The following is an 18,298-nucleotide window of genomic DNA, read 5'->3' as shown; positions in this document are numbered from 1 at the left end:
TGTGCGCGCTGCACGAAGGAGCAAACGTGCCGACAGATGCGGCGATTCTGGTGCTGGGCGGTACCGGCCGACAGGGTGGGGCGACGGCCCGCGAACTACTACGTCGAGGGTGGACGGTGCACGTCCTGGTCCGGGATCCGGACAAGCCCGCGGCCCGGGCACTGGCGGCCGCCGGCGCCGTGCTGGTCCCCGGAGATCTCGACGACGAGGCGTCGTTGGCGGCGGCGATGACCGGTCTGCACGGGGTGTTCAGCGTCCAGACGTTCCGGACCCCGGGTGGTGTGGTCACCGAGGAACGGCAGGGTAAGGCGGTCGCCGACGCCGCGGCCCGCACCGGCGTGGACCACCTGGTCTACAGCTCCGTCGGGGGCGCGGAGCGGGCCAACGGCGTTGACCATTTCGCGAGCAAGTGGCAGGTCGAGCAGCACATCCAGCAGTTGGGCATCCCGGCGACGGTACTGCGGCCCACCATGTTTCACGAGGTTCTTCACGACACCGGTCCGCGGCTGGCCGATGGGGGGCTGGTCCTCGGTCTGTGGCTGCACCCCGAGGTGCCGTTACAGCTGATCGCGACCAGCGACATCGGCGCCTTCGCGGCGGACGCCTTCGACGATCCGGACAACTGGCTGGGGCGGCAGGTGGAGCTCGCCGGGGACGAACTCACCGGACCCGAGATGGCGGCGGCGTTCGGGCGGGTCGCTGGCCTACCGGCGCGCTACGAGCAGTTGCCGATCGGTCAGCTCCGCGCCGCCCGTCCGGATCTGGCGGCCATGTTCGACTTCTTCAACGACGGGGGATACCGCGCTGACCTGCCGGCGTTGCGCCGGATTCGGCCGGACCTGGTCAGCTTGGAGGCGTTCCTCCGGTCCACCTGGACGGCGCCGCAGCCGGGCCGGTGACCGACGGCAGGCGGGCCGCCGGCACCCGTCCCGGTGCCGGCGCCCGCCGTGGTCGCGGTCAGTTGACGACCGGCCCCTGGGTACGACTGCGCTTGAGCTCGAAGAACCCCTCGGTCGTGGCCAGCGCCAGCAGGCCGTCCCAGAGCCGGAGTGCGGCGGCGCCCCGTGGCGCCGGCGACACCACCGGACCGAAGAACGCCACGTCCCGCACCGCGATCACCGGCGTGCCGACATCGGCGCCGACGCGACCGACACCGTCGTCGTGAGTGGCGCGGAGCGCCTCGTCGTACTCGGTGGAATTCGCTGCCACGACCAGCCCGGGATCCAGGTTCGCGGCGACCAGCGCCGCCGCATAGGTGGAGCGCTGCCGGGGGGCGTTCTCGAGGTGGAACCGGGTGCCCAGCTCGGTGTACAGCCGGCCCAACGCAGGGGCACCGTACTTCTGCTCGGCGGCGACGCAGACCCGCACCGCCTCCAAGGCGCCCTGCATCCCGCTCCGGTAGCGCGCTGGCAGGTCGTCGCGTCCTTCGTTGAGCAGCGTCAGGCTCATGACGTGCCAGCATGGCGTGATCGGCCGCTGCCGGGCGACCTCGAGCAGCCACCGGGAGGTGATCCAGGCCCAGGGACAGGTCGGGTCGAACCAGAAATCTACGGGGGTGCGGACCTCGTCCGACATCGCCGGCCTCCTTTCAACCGTTCGCGGCCCAGTGATAGAACCGGGTGGCCAGGGCGTCCGTGGGGGAACGCCAGGTCGCGGGGTCGTAGGGCTGGATAAGGGGCTTCAGATCGTCGCTGATCTGCAGAAAACGGGGGTCGGTGCGGGCCTGCGCGATCCGCTCGCCGCCGTCTTCGCCGTCGAAATCCTGCAGGTGAAAGTAGAGCCCTCGGTAATGGAACAGCTCGCGGCGTCGGGTGCCCATGCGGTGCGGCATCTCGGTTCCGTCGAATACGCCGAAGAGCTCGGCGACCTCCGCCGACCACTGCGGACGCATTCGACCTACGATCAGGGTGCTGTACATTGTCGCGTCACCGCCCTCAGCTGCGAGATCAGTAGTTTCCGAGGCCACCACAGACGTTGATCGCCTGTGCGGTGACCGGAGCGGCCGCATCGCTGACCAGGTAACCGACGAGGCCGGCGACCTCCGCGGGGGTGGAGTAGCGGCCCAACGGGATCTTCGCCTGGAATCGCTCCAGGATTTCCGCCTCGGTCGTCGCGAAATGCGCGGCGTACCCCTGCCGGACCCGCTGCGCCATCGGCGTCTCGACGTAGCCGGGGCAGACGGCGTTGACCGTGACCCCGGTCTTGGCGAGTTCCAGCCCCAGCGCCTTGGTGAAGCCGATCACCCCGTGCTTGGACGCGGAGTAGGGCGCACCGAGCACCACCCCCTGCTTACCCCCGGTGGACGCGATGCTGATGATCCGGCCCCAGCCGCGCTCCAGCGGCTGTCCTGACCGGAGTACCTCGCGGGTGACCCGGAAGACGCTGTTCAGGTTGGTCTCGATGACGTCCGTCCAGAGCTCGTCCTCGATGGTGGCGGTCACCCCGCCGCCGCTGCGCCCGGCGTTGTTCACCAGGACATCAACGTGTCCGTACTGCGCGACGGCAGCGCCCACGAGGCGCTCGACGTCGGCCTGGCGCCGGACATCCGCGCCGACGCCGGCGGCCTGGTGACCGTCGGCCCGCAGCTTGCCGACGGTCTCCTCGACGGCCGCCGGAGTTCGCGCACAGAGGAAGACCCTGAGGCCGCGGCGGGCGAGCGTCTCCGCGACCGCCAAGCCGATTCCACTGGTTCCACCGGTGATCAGCGCTACTCGCTGTTCGTGCTCTGCCATGGGGCCGCCCTTCCCGAATACGGTGTCGCGGCAGTGTGTCAACGAGTTGCGAAATATCGCTCGAGTCTCGGTGGAAAACGCTGTTCCAACCGCGTCGACTCGTCAGTTGAACAACCTGGTTGGGCTTGCCACCAGAAAACAGCCCGGCCTATCGTCTGGCATCTCACTATTGCCTCGGAGGAAAAGGATTATGTCCGCATTTCCTGCCGCTCCCGTGGTGCGGGACAATTCCGCTGCCTACCAGTTACTCGACCTGATTCAGGGCTCGGTGATCACGCAGGCGATCTCGGCCGCGGCCACGCTTGGCATCGCCGACGTTCTGGCCGCCGGCCCGTTGCCGGCGGAGGAGATCGCCAAACGCGTGGGCTCCGATCCGGAGGCGACCTATCGGCTGCTGCGTACGCTCTCCGGCTGCTCGGTGTTCACGTTGCGACCGGATGGCAGCTTCGCGCTCACCCCGATGGGCGAGGCGCTGCGCGACGACGCGCCGGATTCCATGCGCGGCATAGCGATGCTCATGGGGCATCCGCTGCTCTGGGAGGAGTGGGGGCACCTGATCGAGTCGGTGCGTACCGGTGCGGCCAACCTACCGAAACTGCGAGGCATGGGCGCCTTTGAATTCCTGATGGCGAACCCGGCGTACGCGGCCGAGTTCTTCCAGGGTATGGGAAGCCTCTCCGGCGCGGAGACCGCCCCGGTGCTCGCCGCGTACGACTTCTCGCGGTTCCGTACCGTGGTGGATGTCGTTGGCGGGCGCGGCACGCTGCTGGCCGGAATCCTCGCCCAGACCGGGGGTGCCAACGGCATCCTGTTCGACAACGAGGTCGCCACCGCGGACGCACCGGCGGTCTTCGCCTCGGCCGGTGTCGGTGACCGGGTGACAATCGAGCATGGCGGCCAGTTCGACACCCTGCCGGCCGGTGCCGACGCCTATGTGCTCAAGCACGTCCTGCACGACTTCCCGGAGCCCGCCTGCCGGCAGCTACTGCACAACGTGCGGGAGGCGATCGCCCCGGACGGGACCATGCTCGTGATCGAGTATGTGCTCGAGGAGCAGAACGAACCCCACATTGGCAAGATCATTGATCTGTGGCTCCTGCTGCTGCTCGGCGCCAAGGAGCGCACCCGGCCGCAGTACACCGAGCTGTTCGCCGAGGCCGGCCTGAAGGTTACCCGGGTCATCCCGACCGCCTCACCGGTCTCGATCATCGAGGCGGTTCCGGTATGAGACTCGCCGTACCGCCGCTCCCACCGCCGCCACTGAGGAGCTGAGGTCAGCAGATGGATACGGACGTGATCGTCATCGGCGCCGGACCCACCGGACTGATGCTCGCGGCCGAGCTCCGGCTCGGCGGCGCGAGCGTCACCGTTGTCGAACGGCGTAGCGAGCGGAGCTGGGAGTCCCGCGGCATCGGATTCACGGCGCGCGCGGCGGAGGTCTTCGCGCAGCGAGGCCTGCTGGAGCGGCTGGAGAACGCCGAGATCACCCGGCAGGGGCACTTCGGTGGCATTCCGCTCGACTTCGGGGTGCTCGAGGACTCGCACTTCGGAGTCCGCGGCGCGCCGCAGTTCACCGTCGAGGAGATGCTGGAGAACCGAGCGTTGGAGCTCGGGGTGGTCCTGTGCCGGGGGCAGGAGCTGATCGAGCTGAGTGATACCGGCGACCACGTCACGGCGACCGTGCAGGGACCGGACGGCCGGATCGAGTACTCGGCGCACTACCTGGTGGGTTGCGACGGCGGCCGAAGCACCGTACGCAAGCTCTCCGGTTTTGACTTCCCCGGCCGGGACGCGACCTGCGAGATGTACCTGGCGGACGTGACCGGCTGTGATATCCGGCCGCGGATGATCGGCGAGCTGCTGCCGAACGGCATGGTCATGGCGGGGGCGCTCGGCGAGGGCTACTCCCGCATCATCGTCTGTGAGACCGGCACCCCACCGGATCGGGACCGACAGGTCACCTTCGCCGACGTGGCGGACGCCTGGCAGCGGCTGACCGGCGAGTCCATCCAGCACGGCACGGCGCGCTGGGTGAGCCGGTTCACCGACGCCACCCGCCAGGTAACCGAGTACCGGCGGGGGCGGGTGCTGCTGGCCGGGGACGCCGCCCACATTCACCTGCCCGCCGGTGGGCAGGGAATGAGCATTGGCGTGCAGGACGCGGTGAACCTCGGTTGGAAGCTGGCGGCCACGGTCCGGGGCACAGCGGACGCCGGGCTACTCGACACCTATCACCGCGAGCGCCATCCGGTGGGGGCTCGGGTCCTGCGCAATACCCGTGCCCAGGGAATTCTCAACCTCAGCGGGAACTCGGTCGAGCCGCTGCGTGCCGTGGTGGCCGAGCTCATCGCGCTACCGGTGGTGGCGCGGCACCTCTCCGGCATGGTGAGCGGACTCGATATTCGACACGACCCGGACCCGGAGGCCGCACCGCTGGTCGGCGCGCGGATTCCGGACCGCGAACTGGAGCTGGTCGGGGGCGGCCGGGACCGGATCGCCCGGCTGCTGCAGTCGGCGCGGGGTGTCCTGATCACCGCTGCGGACTCCGCGGCGACGGAGCGGTCGGCCGCCGCCTGGTCCGACCGGGTCGACCTGGTACGGGTGCGAAGTATGCCCGCCAACCTGGGCGTAGCCGGCCCGCCCCCGGAATCGGTGCTGGTCCGCCCGGACGGCTACCTCGCCTGGGTCGCGCCGGGCGGGGGCGAGCTGGTTGACGCCCTGCGGCGTTGGTTCGGTGCGGCCCGATCGACCGGTGAGTCCACCGACCCGGACCGCCTCGCGCGCGCCCACTAGACAGCCGTACCCAGGGGAGGGGTGAACGTGACCACCGATACGGTGCACGAGACGGAGCATCAGGTCGTCGTCGACGCGCCCGCCGAGCGGGTGTACGCGTTGATCGAGGAGGTCGGCCGCTGGCCGGAGGTGTTCCCACCGACGGTCCACGCCGAGTGTCTCGAACGTGACGGCGAGGCCGAGCTGATCCGGATCTGGGCGACCGCCAACGGCGCCGCCAAGACGTGGACCTCGCGGCGGCGGCACGACCGGGAGCGGTGGACCGTCTCTTTCCGGCAGGAGCGCTCGCAGCATCCGGTCGGCGGCATGGGCGGAGCGTGGGTGATCGAGCCGATCTCCGCCGGCGCCTGCCGGGTGCGGCTGCTGCACGACTTCTTCGCGGCCAGCGAGGACCCCGCCGATCTGGCCTGGATCCGGCGAGCGGTGAACCGCAACAGCACTTCGGAGCTGGCGGCGCTCAAGACGGCTGCCGAGCTCGTCGCCGACCAGCGCTTCTCCTTCGATGACACCGTGCCGGTCGCCGGTAGTGCCGCGGAGGTCTACGACTTTCTCAACGACGCCCGGCGCTGGCCACTGCGGCTCCCGCACGTCGCTCGGGTGGTGCTGGGGGAGGAGACACCGGGGCTTCAGGTGCTGGAGATGGATACCCGCACCAAGGACGGGCCGGTGCACACGACGCGCTCGGTCCGGGTCTGCGAGCCGCACCGCGGCATCGTCTACAAGCAGATCGTCCCGCCCGCCCTGCTGACGCTGCACCTCGGTCGCTGGTTGATCGAGGAGCAGGGCCCGGGGCGGGTGCTGGTCACCTCCCGGCATACGGTGCGGATCAATACCGCGCGGATCGCCGAGGTCCTCGGGCCGGGGGCCGACCTGCCGGCCGCGCGGGAGTTCGTCCGAAACGCCCTCAGTGCGAACAGTCTGACGACCCTGCGGGCCGCGAAGGCGTATGCCGAGGGCGCCGGCGGGGGACGGGTAGTGCCGTGACGGTCACCCCGGTCGTCATCGTCGGCGCCGGCCCGGTCGGGCTCCTGCTCGCCGGCGAGCTGGGTCGGGCCGGGGTGCCGGTCGTCGTCGTGGAGCGGCTGGCCGAGGCGATGACCGAGTCACGGGCGAGTCAGCTCTCCACGCTCACCGCCGAGCTGCTGCACGAGCGGGGCATCGATGCACTGCTCGCCGAGGCCGGGCACGAGTCGCGGGCCCACTTCGCCGGCCTGGGATTTGAGCTGTCCGAGCTGGACAGTGCGTACCCGGGTAACTGGAAGGTGCCGCAGTACCGGACCGAGGCTGTGCTCGCTGAGTACGCCCGGCGTTGGGGCGCGACGGTGCTGCGGGGGCACGAACTGACCGGGCTCACCGCCGGGTCGGGCCATGTGGTCTGCCAGCTCCGGGGGCCCGCGGGACGGCAGCGCCTCGATGCGGGTTTCGTGGTCGGCTGTGACGGGTCGGACAGCGCCGTGCGCCGGCTGTGGGATTTCCCGGTGTCGGCGGCGGCGGCGACGAGGGAGCTGTTGCGGGCGGACGTTACCGGGCTTCGGATCCGGGACCGTAGGTTCGAGCGGTGGCCCGGCGGGCTTGCGGTGGCGGCGACCCGAGCCGGTGTCACCCGGGTGATGGTGCATGTGGCCGGCCAGCCGGTGCCCGCCCGGGTGGGGCGGCCGGAGTTCGGTGCGGTCGTCCGGGCCTGGGCGGCGGTGACCGGCGAGGACCTCTCCGGTGGGACTCCGGTCTGGCTGGATGCCTTCGACAATTCCCGGGGGCAGGTCGGTGCGTATCGACGGGGTCGGGTGTTGCTGGCCGGGGACGCCGCCCACTGGCACCTTCCGATCGGTGGCCAGGCGCTCAACGTCGGACTCCAGGACGCGGTGAACCTGGGCTGGAAGCTGGCGGCGACGGTGCGCGGCTGGGCCGCACCCGGGCTCCTGGACAGCTACCACGACGAGCGGCACCCGGTCGCGGCGCGGGTGCTGGAGCACGTCACCGCGCAGGAGACGCTGCTGCTGGGCGGAGCGGAGGTCGAGCCGCTCCGGGCGATCCTGGCGGAGCTCGTCGGCCTGCGGCCGGTCCGCGATCATTTGGCCGAGACCGCCGCCAACCTGAGGGACCGGTCTGGCCCACCTGGCCCGTCGCCGATCGGGCGGCGGGCTACGAAGCTACGGTTGCGAACCGACTCGGGGCCGCTTCCGTTGGCTGACTCCGAGCCCGTCATTGTCCGGCTCAAACCCGGTACGGACGGTCCGCACCGTGCTGCGGTCCGGACCGTGCGCGCCCGTTGTGACGGTGGTCCTCCCCTGGACGCCACCGCCCTCCTTTTGCGCCCAGACGGCTACATCGCCTGGGCCGGCGACGACGAGGAGGGCCTGGAACAGGCAATCGAGAAGCTGCTGTGGGTGGAAGGTAGGAAGGAAAATGCCAGACTTTGACGCAGACGTCATCATTGTTGGGGCCGGCCCCACCGGGCTCATGCTCGCCGGCGAACTGCGCCTCGCCGGGGTCGAGGCTCTCGTCCTGGACCGGCTCACCGAGCCGACGAAGCAGTCTCGCGCGCTCGGCTTCTCGGCCCGGACGATCGAGGAGTTCGACCAGCGTGGACTACTGCCCCGCTTCGGCGAGCTACAGACCATCCCCTTCGGCCACTTCGGTGGGCTGCCGCTGAACTTTCAGGTGGTACCCGGCGGCTCGTACGGGGCCCGGGGTAAGCCGCAGTCACTCACCGAGGGGATCCTGACCGGCTGGGCCACCGAACAGGGCGCCGAACTCCGCCGGGGCCACGAGGTGACCGGGCTGCGGGAGATCGACGGGGGCGTCGAGCTGGATGTCGACACCCCGACGGGCTCCACGCGTCTGCGGGCCCGGTACGTGGCCGGCTGCGACGGTGGCCGCAGCACCGTACGGAAGTCGGTCGGAGTGGACTTCCCCGGCACCGATGCCACAATCGAGATGTGGTTTGCCGACGTGGCGGGCTGTGCGCTGCGGCCCCGATTCTCCGGCGAGCGGGTACCCGGTGGAATGGTCATGGTGCTTCCGCTGGGCCCCGAGGTCAACCGGGTGGTGGTTTACGAACGCGGCATGACCCGGCGTGGCGAGGGGGCGCCGAGCTTCGAGATGATCGCCGCCGCCTGGAATCGGTTGACCGGTGAGGACATCAGCGGCGGGAACCCGCTGTGGACCAGTTGGACCACCGACGCCAGCCGGCAGGCGGCGGAGTACCGGCGTGGCCGGGTGTTCCTGCTCGGCGACGCGGCGCACATCCACCTGCCGGTCGGCGCGCAGGGGATGAGCGCGGGCATCGGCGACGCCGTCAACCTCGGCTGGAAGCTCGGCGCGGCGATCAAGGGTCATGTTCCGGACGGTTTGCTGGACACCTACCACACCGAACGGCACCCGGTCGCCGCCCGGATCCTGACCAACACCCTCGCACAGCGCATTCTGTATCTGGGCGGCGACGAACTGGACCCGATGCGGGCGGTGATGACCGAGCTGCTCGCCTACGAGGAGGCCCAGCAGCTGCTGGTCGGCATGGTCACCGGGCTGGACATCCGCTACGAGGTCGGAGCGGACGACCAAACGCTGCTCGGCCGGCGGCTGCCCGACACCGAGCTCACCGGTGACTTCGGGCCGGTCGGCACCGCCCGGGCCTTCAGCTTCCTGCACAGCGGCCGAAGCGTCCTCCTCGACCTGGCCGGCGATGCCGAGCTGCGCGCGGTGGCGGCGCCGTGGAAGGACCGGGTTGACGTGGTCACTGCGACCGCGCCGCCCGCCGGTGCGTTGGCGGAGGTCAACGCTGTGCTGGTGCGGCCGGACGGCTACGTCGCGTGGCTCGGCTCGAAAGCTGCGGACAGCACCGGCCTGTCGGAGGCCCTCATCCGGTGGTGTGGCCGGCCCTGACCGGCCCACCCAGCCCGAAAGTCCCGCGCGGCGTAGGCCCGCCGCGGGTCCCAGCGGAGCGAGGAGACGCATGCCCTACATCGACCCCGAAAACGGCTACCTGACGGTCATCAACCTGTTCAAGACCGACACCCCCGAGCGAGTGGATCGACTCGTCGGCGAGATGCGGGCGATCGTCGACACCGCGAACTACCCCGGTTGGATCTCCAGTACCGTGCATCGGGGCCGGACCGAGCCGGGGACCGCCAACTTCATCCAGTGGCGCGGCAAACAGGATCTGGAGTCGCGGTACGCCGGCGACGAGTTCAAGCACCGTACGGTTCCGGTGTTCCACGAGATCACCACCTTCATCCGGTTGCTGCAGACCGAGGTGGAGGTGAGCCAGCGCCACCCCACGCTCGGTGCGGTCACGGAGATCTCACCGGCCCGCGACGACTACACGGTGATTGAGATCCTCGGCGTGGCCCCCGCCGATCAGGACCAGCTGATCGGCACCCTGGGCGCGGCCCATCAGTGGCTGGTGGACGTACCGGGCTATCGCTCGCAGAGCCTGCTCCGCGGCATTCGGGCCCGGGGCGTCCAGGGCGGTGGCAGTGGTCTGACCGCCGTCGGCGAGGAGCGGGACTTCGTGGTGGTCTACTCCCAGTGGGACAGCCCGGAGACCTTCGACGCGTTCCGCACCCGACCCGCCGCCGACCAGCCCGCGGCCAGCCGCAGGTCGCTGGAGAAGCGGAACTCCCTCACAACCACCACCAGCTGGAACACCTATCGGGTCGTCCACACCCGGTCCAGCGCCCAACCCGCGTCGGCCTGACCTTCCCCGGCATTCGGTCGCGGCCCGTGGCGGAGCACGGGCCGCGACCGAATGCCGCACAGCGCTACTGGCCGGTGATGTTCGCCCAGTGCCACTGGCTGTCGAAGGCGGCCACCTCGAGGTCGGTACCGGTGGCGGCCAGCGTGGCCGCCTGGGTCGTGGCGATGGCGATGAAATCCGAGGCCCGATGCGCGGCGAGCAGGTCCTGCTCGTCGAAGGGCCGCCCCGCACAGCGCAGCAGCCGCAGGTCGACGAAGCCGGCGAAGGCGCGGCCCAGCACCACCACCGGCTGCGGGCTGCGGATGCTGAACCGCACCCGGGCGGCGATGTGACCGTGGTGGTGTTGGTCGGAGTGGTACGCGAGATCCGGGATGGTGGGCGGGGCGAAATAGTCGCGGTCCACCACCTCCGGTACAGGCGGCAGGTTGCCGGCGAGAAAGTGCCAGGAGTTGTACTGCATACGCGCGGCCATCGACCAGGCGGCGTCGGCCAGGTGCGCGGCGGAGTTTCCGAAGTGCCGCCGGGCCGCTGGCGCCGGCACCACGCAGCAGAAAAAGTGCGGGATGTCCCAGGAGACGATCGTGGCCCACCGCTCGTCCCGCAGCGCCCCGACCAGCCTGGTCAACGACCGCATTCCCCGGCTCATCGCGAAGTCGGCGTCGAAGACCGTGGTCGCCGCGGCGACGGTTTCGTACACCAGGGACTCCAGCCCGGTCCCGAAGCTGCCCCGCGGTTCGGCCAGCCAGCCCGGCGACGCCGCCACGGCAGCACCCAGCTCGCGCAGGGTCTCACCGGAGATGGGGAGCCGGTCGCGCAGGTGGGCGCTGAGCCTCGCCTCCGTGCGCCGGGCCCGCCCCGGGTCCGGCCCGGCGACCCGCTCGATCTTGTGCATCAGGGGCCCGTGGATGTCGCGGTAGAGCTGCACCCTGGTGCTGATCTCCCGACGGCGGCGAGCGACCGCCACCGCCAGCGCGTCGAGTGCCGTCACCGTGGCCGAGCCGGCCGGCGGCACCGGATCACCGCCGGGGATCTCGTTGTAGGCCACCCGGGTTCGTTCCAGGAGGTGGGCCACGTGGTCAAGGGTCAGCTGGGTACCGTTCGCCTCCTCGATCCGGGCGTACCCCGTCGACCGGACCAGCAGCGTGAGCGACACCACCAGCAGCACGTCGTCGTCGGCCCACAGGTCAAGTGGGACGGTGACCAGCGCGCTCAGTGCGCAGTCCGGATGCCCCGGCCACAGCGTCTTGCCGGTCAGGGTGTTTCGGTCGCGGAAGTTAGTGTACTGCCGGTCACCGCAGTAGAACACCACCGGAGCTGTGCGGCGTACCGCTTCGGTCAGCTCCGCGAGCAGCTTCGCCCGGCCGTCCGACCGGGCCTCGGCGAGCCAGTGGCGGCAGTCGGCGACCGAGTCGTGTAGCCGGGTGGTGGCAGCGGTGAGCTCGGCCTGGTGGGCGGCCAGGTCCCGGGTCGACCACGGCACCCTAAGCACCCCGCCGACCAGGTCGTCCGTGCTGGTCAGCGGCCCCTGGGACGGAACCCGTACGGCAATCCGGCCGCTTCTGGTCAGCCCCACCTCGCCGAGGAAGGCCGTACCGGCGCGGTCCGCCGGTCGGGCGGGCGGATCGTCCCCGCGCCACGACCGTCCGAAGAGCACCCGGATCGCGCACTCCGCTGCGGTGGGCAGCGCCCGTAGTTGGATCTCGGCCGGAACGTGCCCGCCGAGGGTCAGCAGCGTCTCCACCGCCACCGCCGGGTTCGGCGCGGCTGTCGCCTGCTGCCAGACCCGGTTTAACAGGCCGGGGAAGCCGGCATCGCTGCCGACCGGATAGTCGGGTGTGGTGGTGGCGCCGGCCTTCCGGCCGAGTCGGCTCGGCCGTCGGCTCTGCCGCGCCTTCGCCAGGGCAGCTCGGCGGGACAGTCCGCTATCCGGCTCTACTGGCAGTGTCATGCCCATCCTCCGTGGTCAGGCCGATGTGATCCCAGAGCTGGTCGTCGGTTGGTGTCCACTGCGGATCGGGGTAGATGCAGTCGACCGGACAGACCAGTACGCACACCGGGCAGCCGGAGCACAGCTCGGGGACGATCACGACGTCGAGTCCCCGATCGAAGATCGCCCCGAACTCGGGCGGGCAGTTGCGTAGGCAGGTGTCGCACGTGATGCACTCGGATTTCTCGATCCGGCGCGGTGGCTTCTTCCACGCCTCGTTGCGGGTGCGCTGCGTGATCCGCGCGTCCCGCGCGGCGCCTGCCCGGGCAGCGGCCTCTCGTGTCCACGGCATCCTGCTCACCTCCTGCTGGGGCGCTCCGGGCCGACTCAGCGGCGGCCCGGAGCGACGTTCCCCCTCGGTCAATTGGCGGACCGCCGGAGCTGCGCGGAGATGCCGTCCCACAGCTGGGTCCGCGCGGCCAAGGCGGTATTAACGGTCTCCTTGCACTGCTCCCACCGGTCTTTGTCGTCCCCGCACAGATCGGCGAGCATCTGCATCGCCATCGGCGTGTGCTCCTCGCTGTCCACCTGAATGTGCCGCCGGAGGTAGTCGACGAAGGTGGAGAGCACGCCGACCCCGGCGTTGAGCGCGGCGACCTGGTCGAACATCGCCGGGATCAGGTCCTCCCGGCCGAACGCGAACGCCGCGGCCTGGCAGTGCACCGGGGCGTGCTCGATGAACCGCCAGGTGGTGCCGATGAACTCGGCCGCGGGGCCGGGGACGCCGGCCCTGGTGATCGCCGCGGGGACCGGCACCCCGGCGCGCAGCAGGCTGATGAAGGAGTCGATGCCGCGGGTGTCGGCGCCGGCCTGGCGCATGCCGTCCACATACAGCTCGAAGTGGCTGATGAAACCGTCGCCCAGCTCGTCGCTCTCCTCGACCAGGGTGATGTCGTTGATCAGCCGGCTGCTGCTGCGTTGCCCGGATGGCACCCAGGGCACCTCGACGCAGGTGAGCTGCCGCTGCAGCGACTTGAGTATGGACATGAAGTCCCAGACCGCGTAGACGTGGTGCTCCATGAAGATGACCACCGCGTCGACACTGTCCAGTTGCCCGTACACCGGGTGGCCAAGCACCTTCTGCCGGGCTGGCTCGATGGTGTCCTTGAGCATGTCGATGGCCGGAGTCGATTCGCCCCAGTCGTACCGTGACATCGCCTTTCCTCTCGTCTCGCCCTACGGTCCGGCCCACCGGGCCGGGTGGTCAGAAGACCCCGAAGTACTCGCGGTGCTCCCACTCGGTGACGGAGTCGGTCGCCGGATGCTCTGTTGCGCACCAGGCGCGGAACCGGGACGCCTCACTCTCCTTGAGCTTGCGCAGGCAGTTCTTCAGTGGCGCGCCGAGTAGCTCCTCCGCCCGGGTGCTCTCGCCAAACGCGGCAAGTGCCGCGTCAAAGGAATCCGGTAGCGCCGGGGCCGGCGTACCAGCCGGGGCGGCGTCCCCCGAGTCCAGCCCGGCCAGGCCCGCGTGCAACTGCGCCGCGATGACCAGGTACGGGTTCGCGCACGGTTCCCCGATCCGGTTCTCGACGTGGGTGGCGCTGCCGGCGTTGAACACCCGGACCATGGCGCTGCGGTCCTCCTCGCGCCAGTCGGCGGAGGTGGGGGAGAGCGGGAACCGCGGCGACAGCCGGTGGTAGCCGTTGATGGTCGGGACGGACAGGAGGCAGAACTCGCGGGCGTGGGCCAGCAGCCCCCGCACGTAGGCCGCACCCGCGGCGGAGAGCGGGCCCGAGGTGCCCTCGTCCGGCGCGAACAGGTTGCGGTTCGTCGTGGTGTCGACGACCGACTGATGCAGGTGCCAGCCGCTCGGGTCGAACCCTTCCAGCCCGGGGAGGGTCATGAACGACGCGTGGTAGCCGCGGCGCCGGCACTCCTGCTTGACCTGGGTCCGGAACAGCAGCATGGCGTCCGCCGCCGCCAGCGCCAGCATCGGGTCGAAGGTGGTCTCCAACTGCCCCGGCCCGGACTCGTGTTCGATGGTGCGCAACGGCAGGCCGAGTGCCATGAGCATGGCCGCCAGGGGGTCGGCGAGGTCGGCTACGGCGTCGTAGTAGCTGTCCAGGTTGAACTGGTATCCGGCGTTCATCGCCGCCACCGCCGGGGCGGCCCCCTGCCGGCCGAACCCGTTGCCCGCGTTACCCACCGGCCCGGCGACCAGGCGAGTCAGGTACCACTCGACCTCAAGTCCAATGACGGGGGCCAGGTCGCGTTCGGCGTAGCGGGCACAGACCCGGCGCAGGAGGTGACGGGTCGCCAGCGGGTGCGGCGAGCCGTCCCGGAGGTACTCGTCGCCGACCACCCACGCGGTCCGTCGTTGCCCGCGGGGCAGCACCTGGAACGTGCGTGGATCCGGGACCAGGACGAAGTCGCCGGCGCCGAGCAGTTCCGCCACCCCGACGCCGGGGTCGGTGCGGAAGTCCACGGCGACGGCGTGCCCGGTGTCGAAGAGGAACGGCCCGGGGCTGAAGTCCAGGCCGTTGCGCAGCACGGTACGGAAGACGTGCGCCGGCACGGTTTTGGAGCGGGCCAACCCGTGCGGATCACTGAAGACGACCCGGACCAGGTCGACCTCGTCGAGCGCCGCCTCGACCTTCTCGGCAGCGGCGACCTGTTCGTCGTTCCAGCGGCCGAACTCGGCCACGAACGAGGGCCGCCCGACGCCGCTGTTGATGTCGGGCACAGACCAGGTCCTGGACATCGTCATCGCTCTCCTTGGAAGTCGCCGCCCGGCCGTGACGTCGGGCGGGCCAGCTCCGCTTCCAGCCGGGTGGCTGCCCGGAGCACCAACTCGTCGTCGCCGACCCGACCCACGAGCTGAACTCCCACCGGGAGCCCGTGGGGCGTCACCCCGGCGGGCAGGGACAGGGCCGGCTGGCCGGTGAGGTTGAACGGGTAGGTGGCGGGTGACCACGCGAGCCACCGCAGACCGTCCGGGGCGGTGGTGGTGGGCGGGGCGACGGCGTCAGCGGCGAAGGGCGTGATCGGGACGGTCGCCATCGCCAGCAGGTCGTAGCGCTGCATCACGTGGTGCAGCCGGGCCCGCAGGGCCAGCCGGGTCTCTTCGGCGCGGAGGACGGCGGCGCCGGTGAGCGTGCGCCCGTACCGGATGAGCGCGAGCCGGCCCGGGTCGCAGAGCCGCTCCTCCTCCGGAGTCGCGGCAGCGGCCTCGGCGGCGGCGAGAAGGTCCACGAGCGCGCCGTAGGGATCGGCGAACGGCACCGCGATGCGCTCGACCCGGTGTCCCAGTCGGGCCAGTACCGGTTCCACCATGCCCGTGACCGCACGGACCTCATCGGTTGTCCCAGGGAACTCGAGCCAGCCGATCCGTAGCGCGGCCGGAGCGGTCGGTGGCGCGATCGCTCGCGCCACCGAGTCCGGGTCCTGGTGGTCCGGACCGACCAGCACCGCCATCAGGGCGGTGATGTCGGCGACCTCGCGTGCCAGCGGCCCCAGGTGAGACAGGCGCTCGGCGCCGGGTGGCACGTAGGGGACCCGGCCGAAGGAGGGCTTGAACCCGACCACGCCGCAGAACGCCGCGGGGATGCGGATCGATCCAGCCCCGTCGGTCCCGATCGCCGCGGTGCTCAGCCCGGCTGCCACCGCGGCGGCCGAGCCGCCGCTCGACCCGCCGGCGGTCCGCTCCGGTGCCCACGGGTTGCGGGTCGGGCTGGCGACCCGGCTTACCGTGCTGGCGCTCCACCCGTGTTCCGAGGTCGCGGTCTTGCCCACCAGGATGGCGCCCGCCGCCCGTAGGCGGGCCACCGCCGGTGTGTCCACCGCCGGGCGGCGGTTCGGCACCAGTGACCCGCGTCGGGTGGGCAGGTCCCGGGTCTGGATGAGGTCCTTGATCGCGATCGGGACTCCGAGTAGCGGCCGGTCTCGGAAGGCGGCCGCACCGAGAGTGGCGAGAAGCTGGTCGGCCGAGTCCGCCTCGTCGCGGGCGCGGTCGTCGGCGACCGCGACGAACGCCCCGAGCGTCGGGTCGGTCTCCCGGATCGCTGTGAGCACGTTCCCGAGATGCTCGGCAACTGTCGAACCACCGGTGAGAAACAGTTGTCTCGTCTCCCGGACAGACCGACAAACCGGGGTTCGAATAGCGGGAAGCGTTAATGCGGACACCACCCCAATAAAGGCCTTCGTCGCTCGTTAGGCAAGTGTTTGGGAGGGGTGCGGTGGTCCGGATGGCAACTCCGAAGAAAGACCTCCGGTGCTCCTCGGATCCGCCTTGTTCAACTGAGGAGAAACTACGAAAACCGGGAAGGCACGTGCGGATAAGTTTTGGATCAGTGCTGTACTCTGCGCCGGAAGAATCGCTACTCTGCGGCTCGTGGGTTCGGTTCTAGTTAGGGGTTCATGGTCATGATTTCTCGTTATTCTCTGCCGGAGATGGCCGACCTCTGGTCGGACGAGGCACGCTATGCCACCTGGTCGAGGGTGGAGGTCCTCGCGACCCAGGCGCAGGCGCTGCTGGGCCGGGTCCCCGAGCCGGCCCTGGCCGACATCCAACAAGCCCGGGTGCCGTCGGTGGCGCGGGTGGCCGAGTACGAGCGCCAGCGGGACCACGAGATTCTCGCCTTCCTCGCGGCCTTCTGCGAGGACATCCCTGCCGACTCGGCCCGCTGGGTCCACCTCGGCATGACCAGTTACGACCTGGTGGACACCGCGCTGGGGGCCACCCTTGCCCACGCCTGTGACGTGTTGCTCGCGGCGGTGGTGCGGCTGCGCGGGGTGCTGGTGGATCAGGCGCTCGCGCACTGGGAGACGGTCTGTATCGGCCGTACCCACGGCATGCACGCCGAGCCCACCACGCTCGGGCACAAGCTCGCGGGCTTCGCCTTCGCGCTGGACCGGTCCGTGCGGCGGCTACGAGCGGCGCGTGCCGAGGTCGCGGTTGGCACGATCTCCGGATCGGTCGGGACCTACGCGCTCATTGATCCCTTCGTCGAGGAGCACGTCTGCGCCGAGCTTGGCCTTGCGGTGGAGCCCGCGCCGTCCCAGGTCGTGGCCCGGGATCGACACGCGCAGCTGCTGCACGCCATCGCCACGCTCGGCGCCTGCGTGGAGCAGGTCGCCACCGAGGTCCGACTGCTCTCGCGCAGCGAGGTTCGCGAGGTGGAGGAGCGCCGTACGGTCGGTTACCAGGGCTCCAGTGCCATGCCGCACAAGCGGAATCCGACCACCAGTGAACGTCTGGTGGGGCTGGCCCGGCTGCTCCGCGGATACGCGGGTACGACGGTGGAGAACGTGGCGCTCTGGCACGAGCGGGATCTGTCCCACTCCGCCGTGGAGCGGGTGGTCCTGCCCGACGCGATGATCGTCGCGCACTTCCAGGCGAGTCGCGCCGCGGACCTGGTGGCGGGGATGGAGGTCTTCCCGGACCGGATGCGGGCCACGGTCGACGGGAACGGCGGCGTGGTCTACAGCTCCGCAGTCCTGGCCGACCTGCTGGCGGGCGGCACCGAGCGGGAACGCGCCTACCGGTCGGTGCAGGCCGCCGCGAACGGCGCCGCCGCCGGCGACGGAGATTTCGCTACTCTGCTGCGAGCCGATGGCATCGATGTCGCACCGCTGCGCCCGGAGCGTTTCCTGGTCCACCACAACGTCATTCGCAAGCGATTGGAAAACCTCCGTGACCTGGCACATTGAACGCGAGAACGGCGTCGACCTCGACCTCGGTGCGGTCCGGGCGCTATACCGGTCGTCGGGGCTCGGTGCGCGGCGGCCGATCGCGGAGGCCGGCCGACTGGCCGCGATGGTGCGAAACGCGAACCTGGTGCTGACCTGTCGGGTCGGGGGTGAGCTGGTGGGAATCGCGCGGAGCATTTCCGACTTCTCCTATGTGACGTACCTCTCCGACATCGCCGTGGACCGGGCGTACCAGCGATCCGGTATCGGCAAGGCCCTCATCGCGGCGACCCAGCAGGAGGCGCCGCTGGCGAAGATCGTGTTGCTGTCGGCGCCGGCCGCCGCCGACTACTACCCACACATCGGCTTCACCCAGCACAACTCGGCCTGGGTGCGTAACCCGTAGCGGGCATCGGTAACCGGCGACGAGCGGCGGTGGACCGCCCACGTGGTGCCCGG

General features: G+C 70.4%; 16 protein-coding genes and 1 pseudogene. 9 read left to right on the top strand and 8 right to left on the bottom strand.

From position 1 onward, the window contains the following. Positions 1 to 26 precede the first annotated feature (26 nt). Positions 27 to 899 (top strand): NmrA/HSCARG family protein, encoded by an 873-nt coding sequence (locus SALPAC3_RS0103370; RefSeq protein WP_018219860.1) that lies wholly within the window; start codon positions 27 to 29, stop codon positions 897 to 899. 58 nt (positions 900 to 957) lie between these two features. Here the strand turns inward: SALPAC3_RS0103370 and SALPAC3_RS0103365 are convergent, their stop codons facing one another. Genes SALPAC3_RS0103365 through SALPAC3_RS0103355 form a run of 3 tightly spaced genes read right to left on the bottom strand, consistent with a single transcriptional unit; the run spans position 958 to position 2,732 of the window. After that, complete coding sequence (locus SALPAC3_RS0103365; protein WP_018219859.1) at positions 958 to 1,575, bottom strand: mycothiol-dependent nitroreductase Rv2466c family protein; 618 nt, start codon at positions 1,573 to 1,575, stop codon at positions 958 to 960. A gap of 13 nt (positions 1,576 to 1,588) precedes the next feature. Then, a complete protein-coding gene (locus SALPAC3_RS0103360) occupies positions 1,589 to 1,918 on the bottom strand; it encodes a TcmI family type II polyketide cyclase (RefSeq protein WP_018219858.1) in 330 nt (109 codons plus the stop codon). Between the two features lie 28 nt (positions 1,919 to 1,946). Then, entirely contained in the window at positions 1,947 to 2,732 is a 786-nt protein-coding gene (locus SALPAC3_RS0103355) for an SDR family NAD(P)-dependent oxidoreductase (protein WP_018219857.1), read from the bottom strand. A 214-nt stretch (positions 2,733 to 2,946) separates the two neighbouring features. On the opposite strand from SALPAC3_RS0103355, the gene SALPAC3_RS0103350 reads away from it, so the two are divergent. From SALPAC3_RS0103350 to SALPAC3_RS0103325, 6 genes and pseudogenes are all read left to right on the top strand, one after another. Further along, the gene (locus SALPAC3_RS0103350) at positions 2,947 to 3,960 is read left to right on the top strand and encodes a methyltransferase (protein WP_018219856.1); all 1,014 of its coding nucleotides are present in this window, start codon (positions 2,947 to 2,949) and stop codon (positions 3,958 to 3,960) included. A 53-nt stretch (positions 3,961 to 4,013) separates the two neighbouring features. Then, positions 4,014 to 5,525: an FAD-dependent monooxygenase gene (locus SALPAC3_RS0103345; protein ID WP_018219855.1), complete on the top strand. Its 1,512-nt coding sequence runs from the start codon at positions 4,014 to 4,016 to the stop codon at positions 5,523 to 5,525. Between the two features lie 21 nt (positions 5,526 to 5,546). Then, a complete protein-coding gene (locus SALPAC3_RS0103340; protein WP_018219854.1) occupies positions 5,547 to 6,509 on the top strand; it encodes an aromatase/cyclase in 963 nt (320 codons plus the stop codon). Continuing rightward, a pseudogene (locus SALPAC3_RS0103335) lies at positions 6,470 to 7,945 on the top strand (FAD-dependent monooxygenase); the annotation flags it as partial. The gene SALPAC3_RS0103340 and the pseudogene SALPAC3_RS0103335, both read left to right, overlap by 40 nt. Further along, positions 7,932 to 9,410 (top strand): FAD-dependent monooxygenase, encoded by a 1,479-nt coding sequence (locus tag SALPAC3_RS0103330; RefSeq protein WP_018219852.1) that lies wholly within the window; start codon positions 7,932 to 7,934, stop codon positions 9,408 to 9,410. The pseudogene SALPAC3_RS0103335 and the gene SALPAC3_RS0103330, both read left to right, overlap by 14 nt. A 70-nt stretch (positions 9,411 to 9,480) precedes the next feature. Continuing rightward, positions 9,481 to 10,224 (top strand): antibiotic biosynthesis monooxygenase family protein, encoded by a 744-nt coding sequence (locus SALPAC3_RS0103325; protein WP_018219851.1) that lies wholly within the window; start codon positions 9,481 to 9,483, stop codon positions 10,222 to 10,224. A 64-nt stretch (positions 10,225 to 10,288) separates the two neighbouring features. Here the strand turns inward: SALPAC3_RS0103325 and SALPAC3_RS0103320 are convergent, their stop codons facing one another. The 5 genes from SALPAC3_RS0103320 to SALPAC3_RS0103300 form a co-directional block, all read right to left on the bottom strand. Beyond that, entirely contained in the window at positions 10,289 to 12,172 is a 1,884-nt protein-coding gene (locus tag SALPAC3_RS0103320) for a hypothetical protein (protein ID WP_018219850.1), read from the bottom strand. Then, a complete protein-coding gene (locus SALPAC3_RS0103315; RefSeq protein WP_018219849.1) occupies positions 12,147 to 12,503 on the bottom strand; it encodes a 4Fe-4S dicluster-binding protein in 357 nt (118 codons plus the stop codon). Before SALPAC3_RS0103315 ends, SALPAC3_RS0103320 begins: the two co-directional genes overlap by 26 nt. Positions 12,504 to 12,571: 68 nt before the next feature. Next, positions 12,572 to 13,366 (bottom strand): DUF3050 domain-containing protein, encoded by a 795-nt coding sequence (locus SALPAC3_RS0103310; RefSeq protein WP_018219848.1) that lies wholly within the window; start codon positions 13,364 to 13,366, stop codon positions 12,572 to 12,574. A gap of 49 nt (positions 13,367 to 13,415) precedes the next feature. Next, positions 13,416 to 14,918 (bottom strand): type I glutamate--ammonia ligase, encoded by a 1,503-nt coding sequence (locus SALPAC3_RS0103305; RefSeq protein WP_033660361.1) that lies wholly within the window; start codon positions 14,916 to 14,918, stop codon positions 13,416 to 13,418. Then, a complete protein-coding gene (locus SALPAC3_RS0103300) occupies positions 14,915 to 16,222 on the bottom strand; it encodes an amidase (protein WP_018219846.1) in 1,308 nt (435 codons plus the stop codon). Before SALPAC3_RS0103300 ends, SALPAC3_RS0103305 begins: the two co-directional genes overlap by 4 nt. A 351-nt stretch (positions 16,223 to 16,573) precedes the next feature. Between SALPAC3_RS0103300 and purB the strand changes: the two genes are divergently transcribed. Together purB and SALPAC3_RS0103290 are read left to right on the top strand one after the other, a co-directional pair. Then, complete coding sequence (purB, locus tag SALPAC3_RS0103295; protein ID WP_080635244.1) at positions 16,574 to 17,860, top strand: adenylosuccinate lyase; 1,287 nt, start codon at positions 16,574 to 16,576, stop codon at positions 17,858 to 17,860. Further along, positions 17,844 to 18,245, top strand: coding sequence for a GNAT family N-acetyltransferase (locus SALPAC3_RS0103290; protein ID WP_018219844.1), 402 nt, complete (start codon positions 17,844 to 17,846; stop codon positions 18,243 to 18,245). Before purB ends, SALPAC3_RS0103290 begins: the two co-directional genes overlap by 17 nt. The last annotated feature ends 53 nt before the right edge of the window (positions 18,246 to 18,298 follow it).

This window comes from Salinispora pacifica DSM 45544 (assembly GCF_000378845.1).
Classification (GTDB): Bacteria; Actinomycetota; Actinomycetes; order Mycobacteriales; family Micromonosporaceae; genus Micromonospora; species Micromonospora pacifica.
Note: the sequence above shows the minus strand (reverse complement) of the source record. Positions and strands in the feature narration are given on the sequence as shown.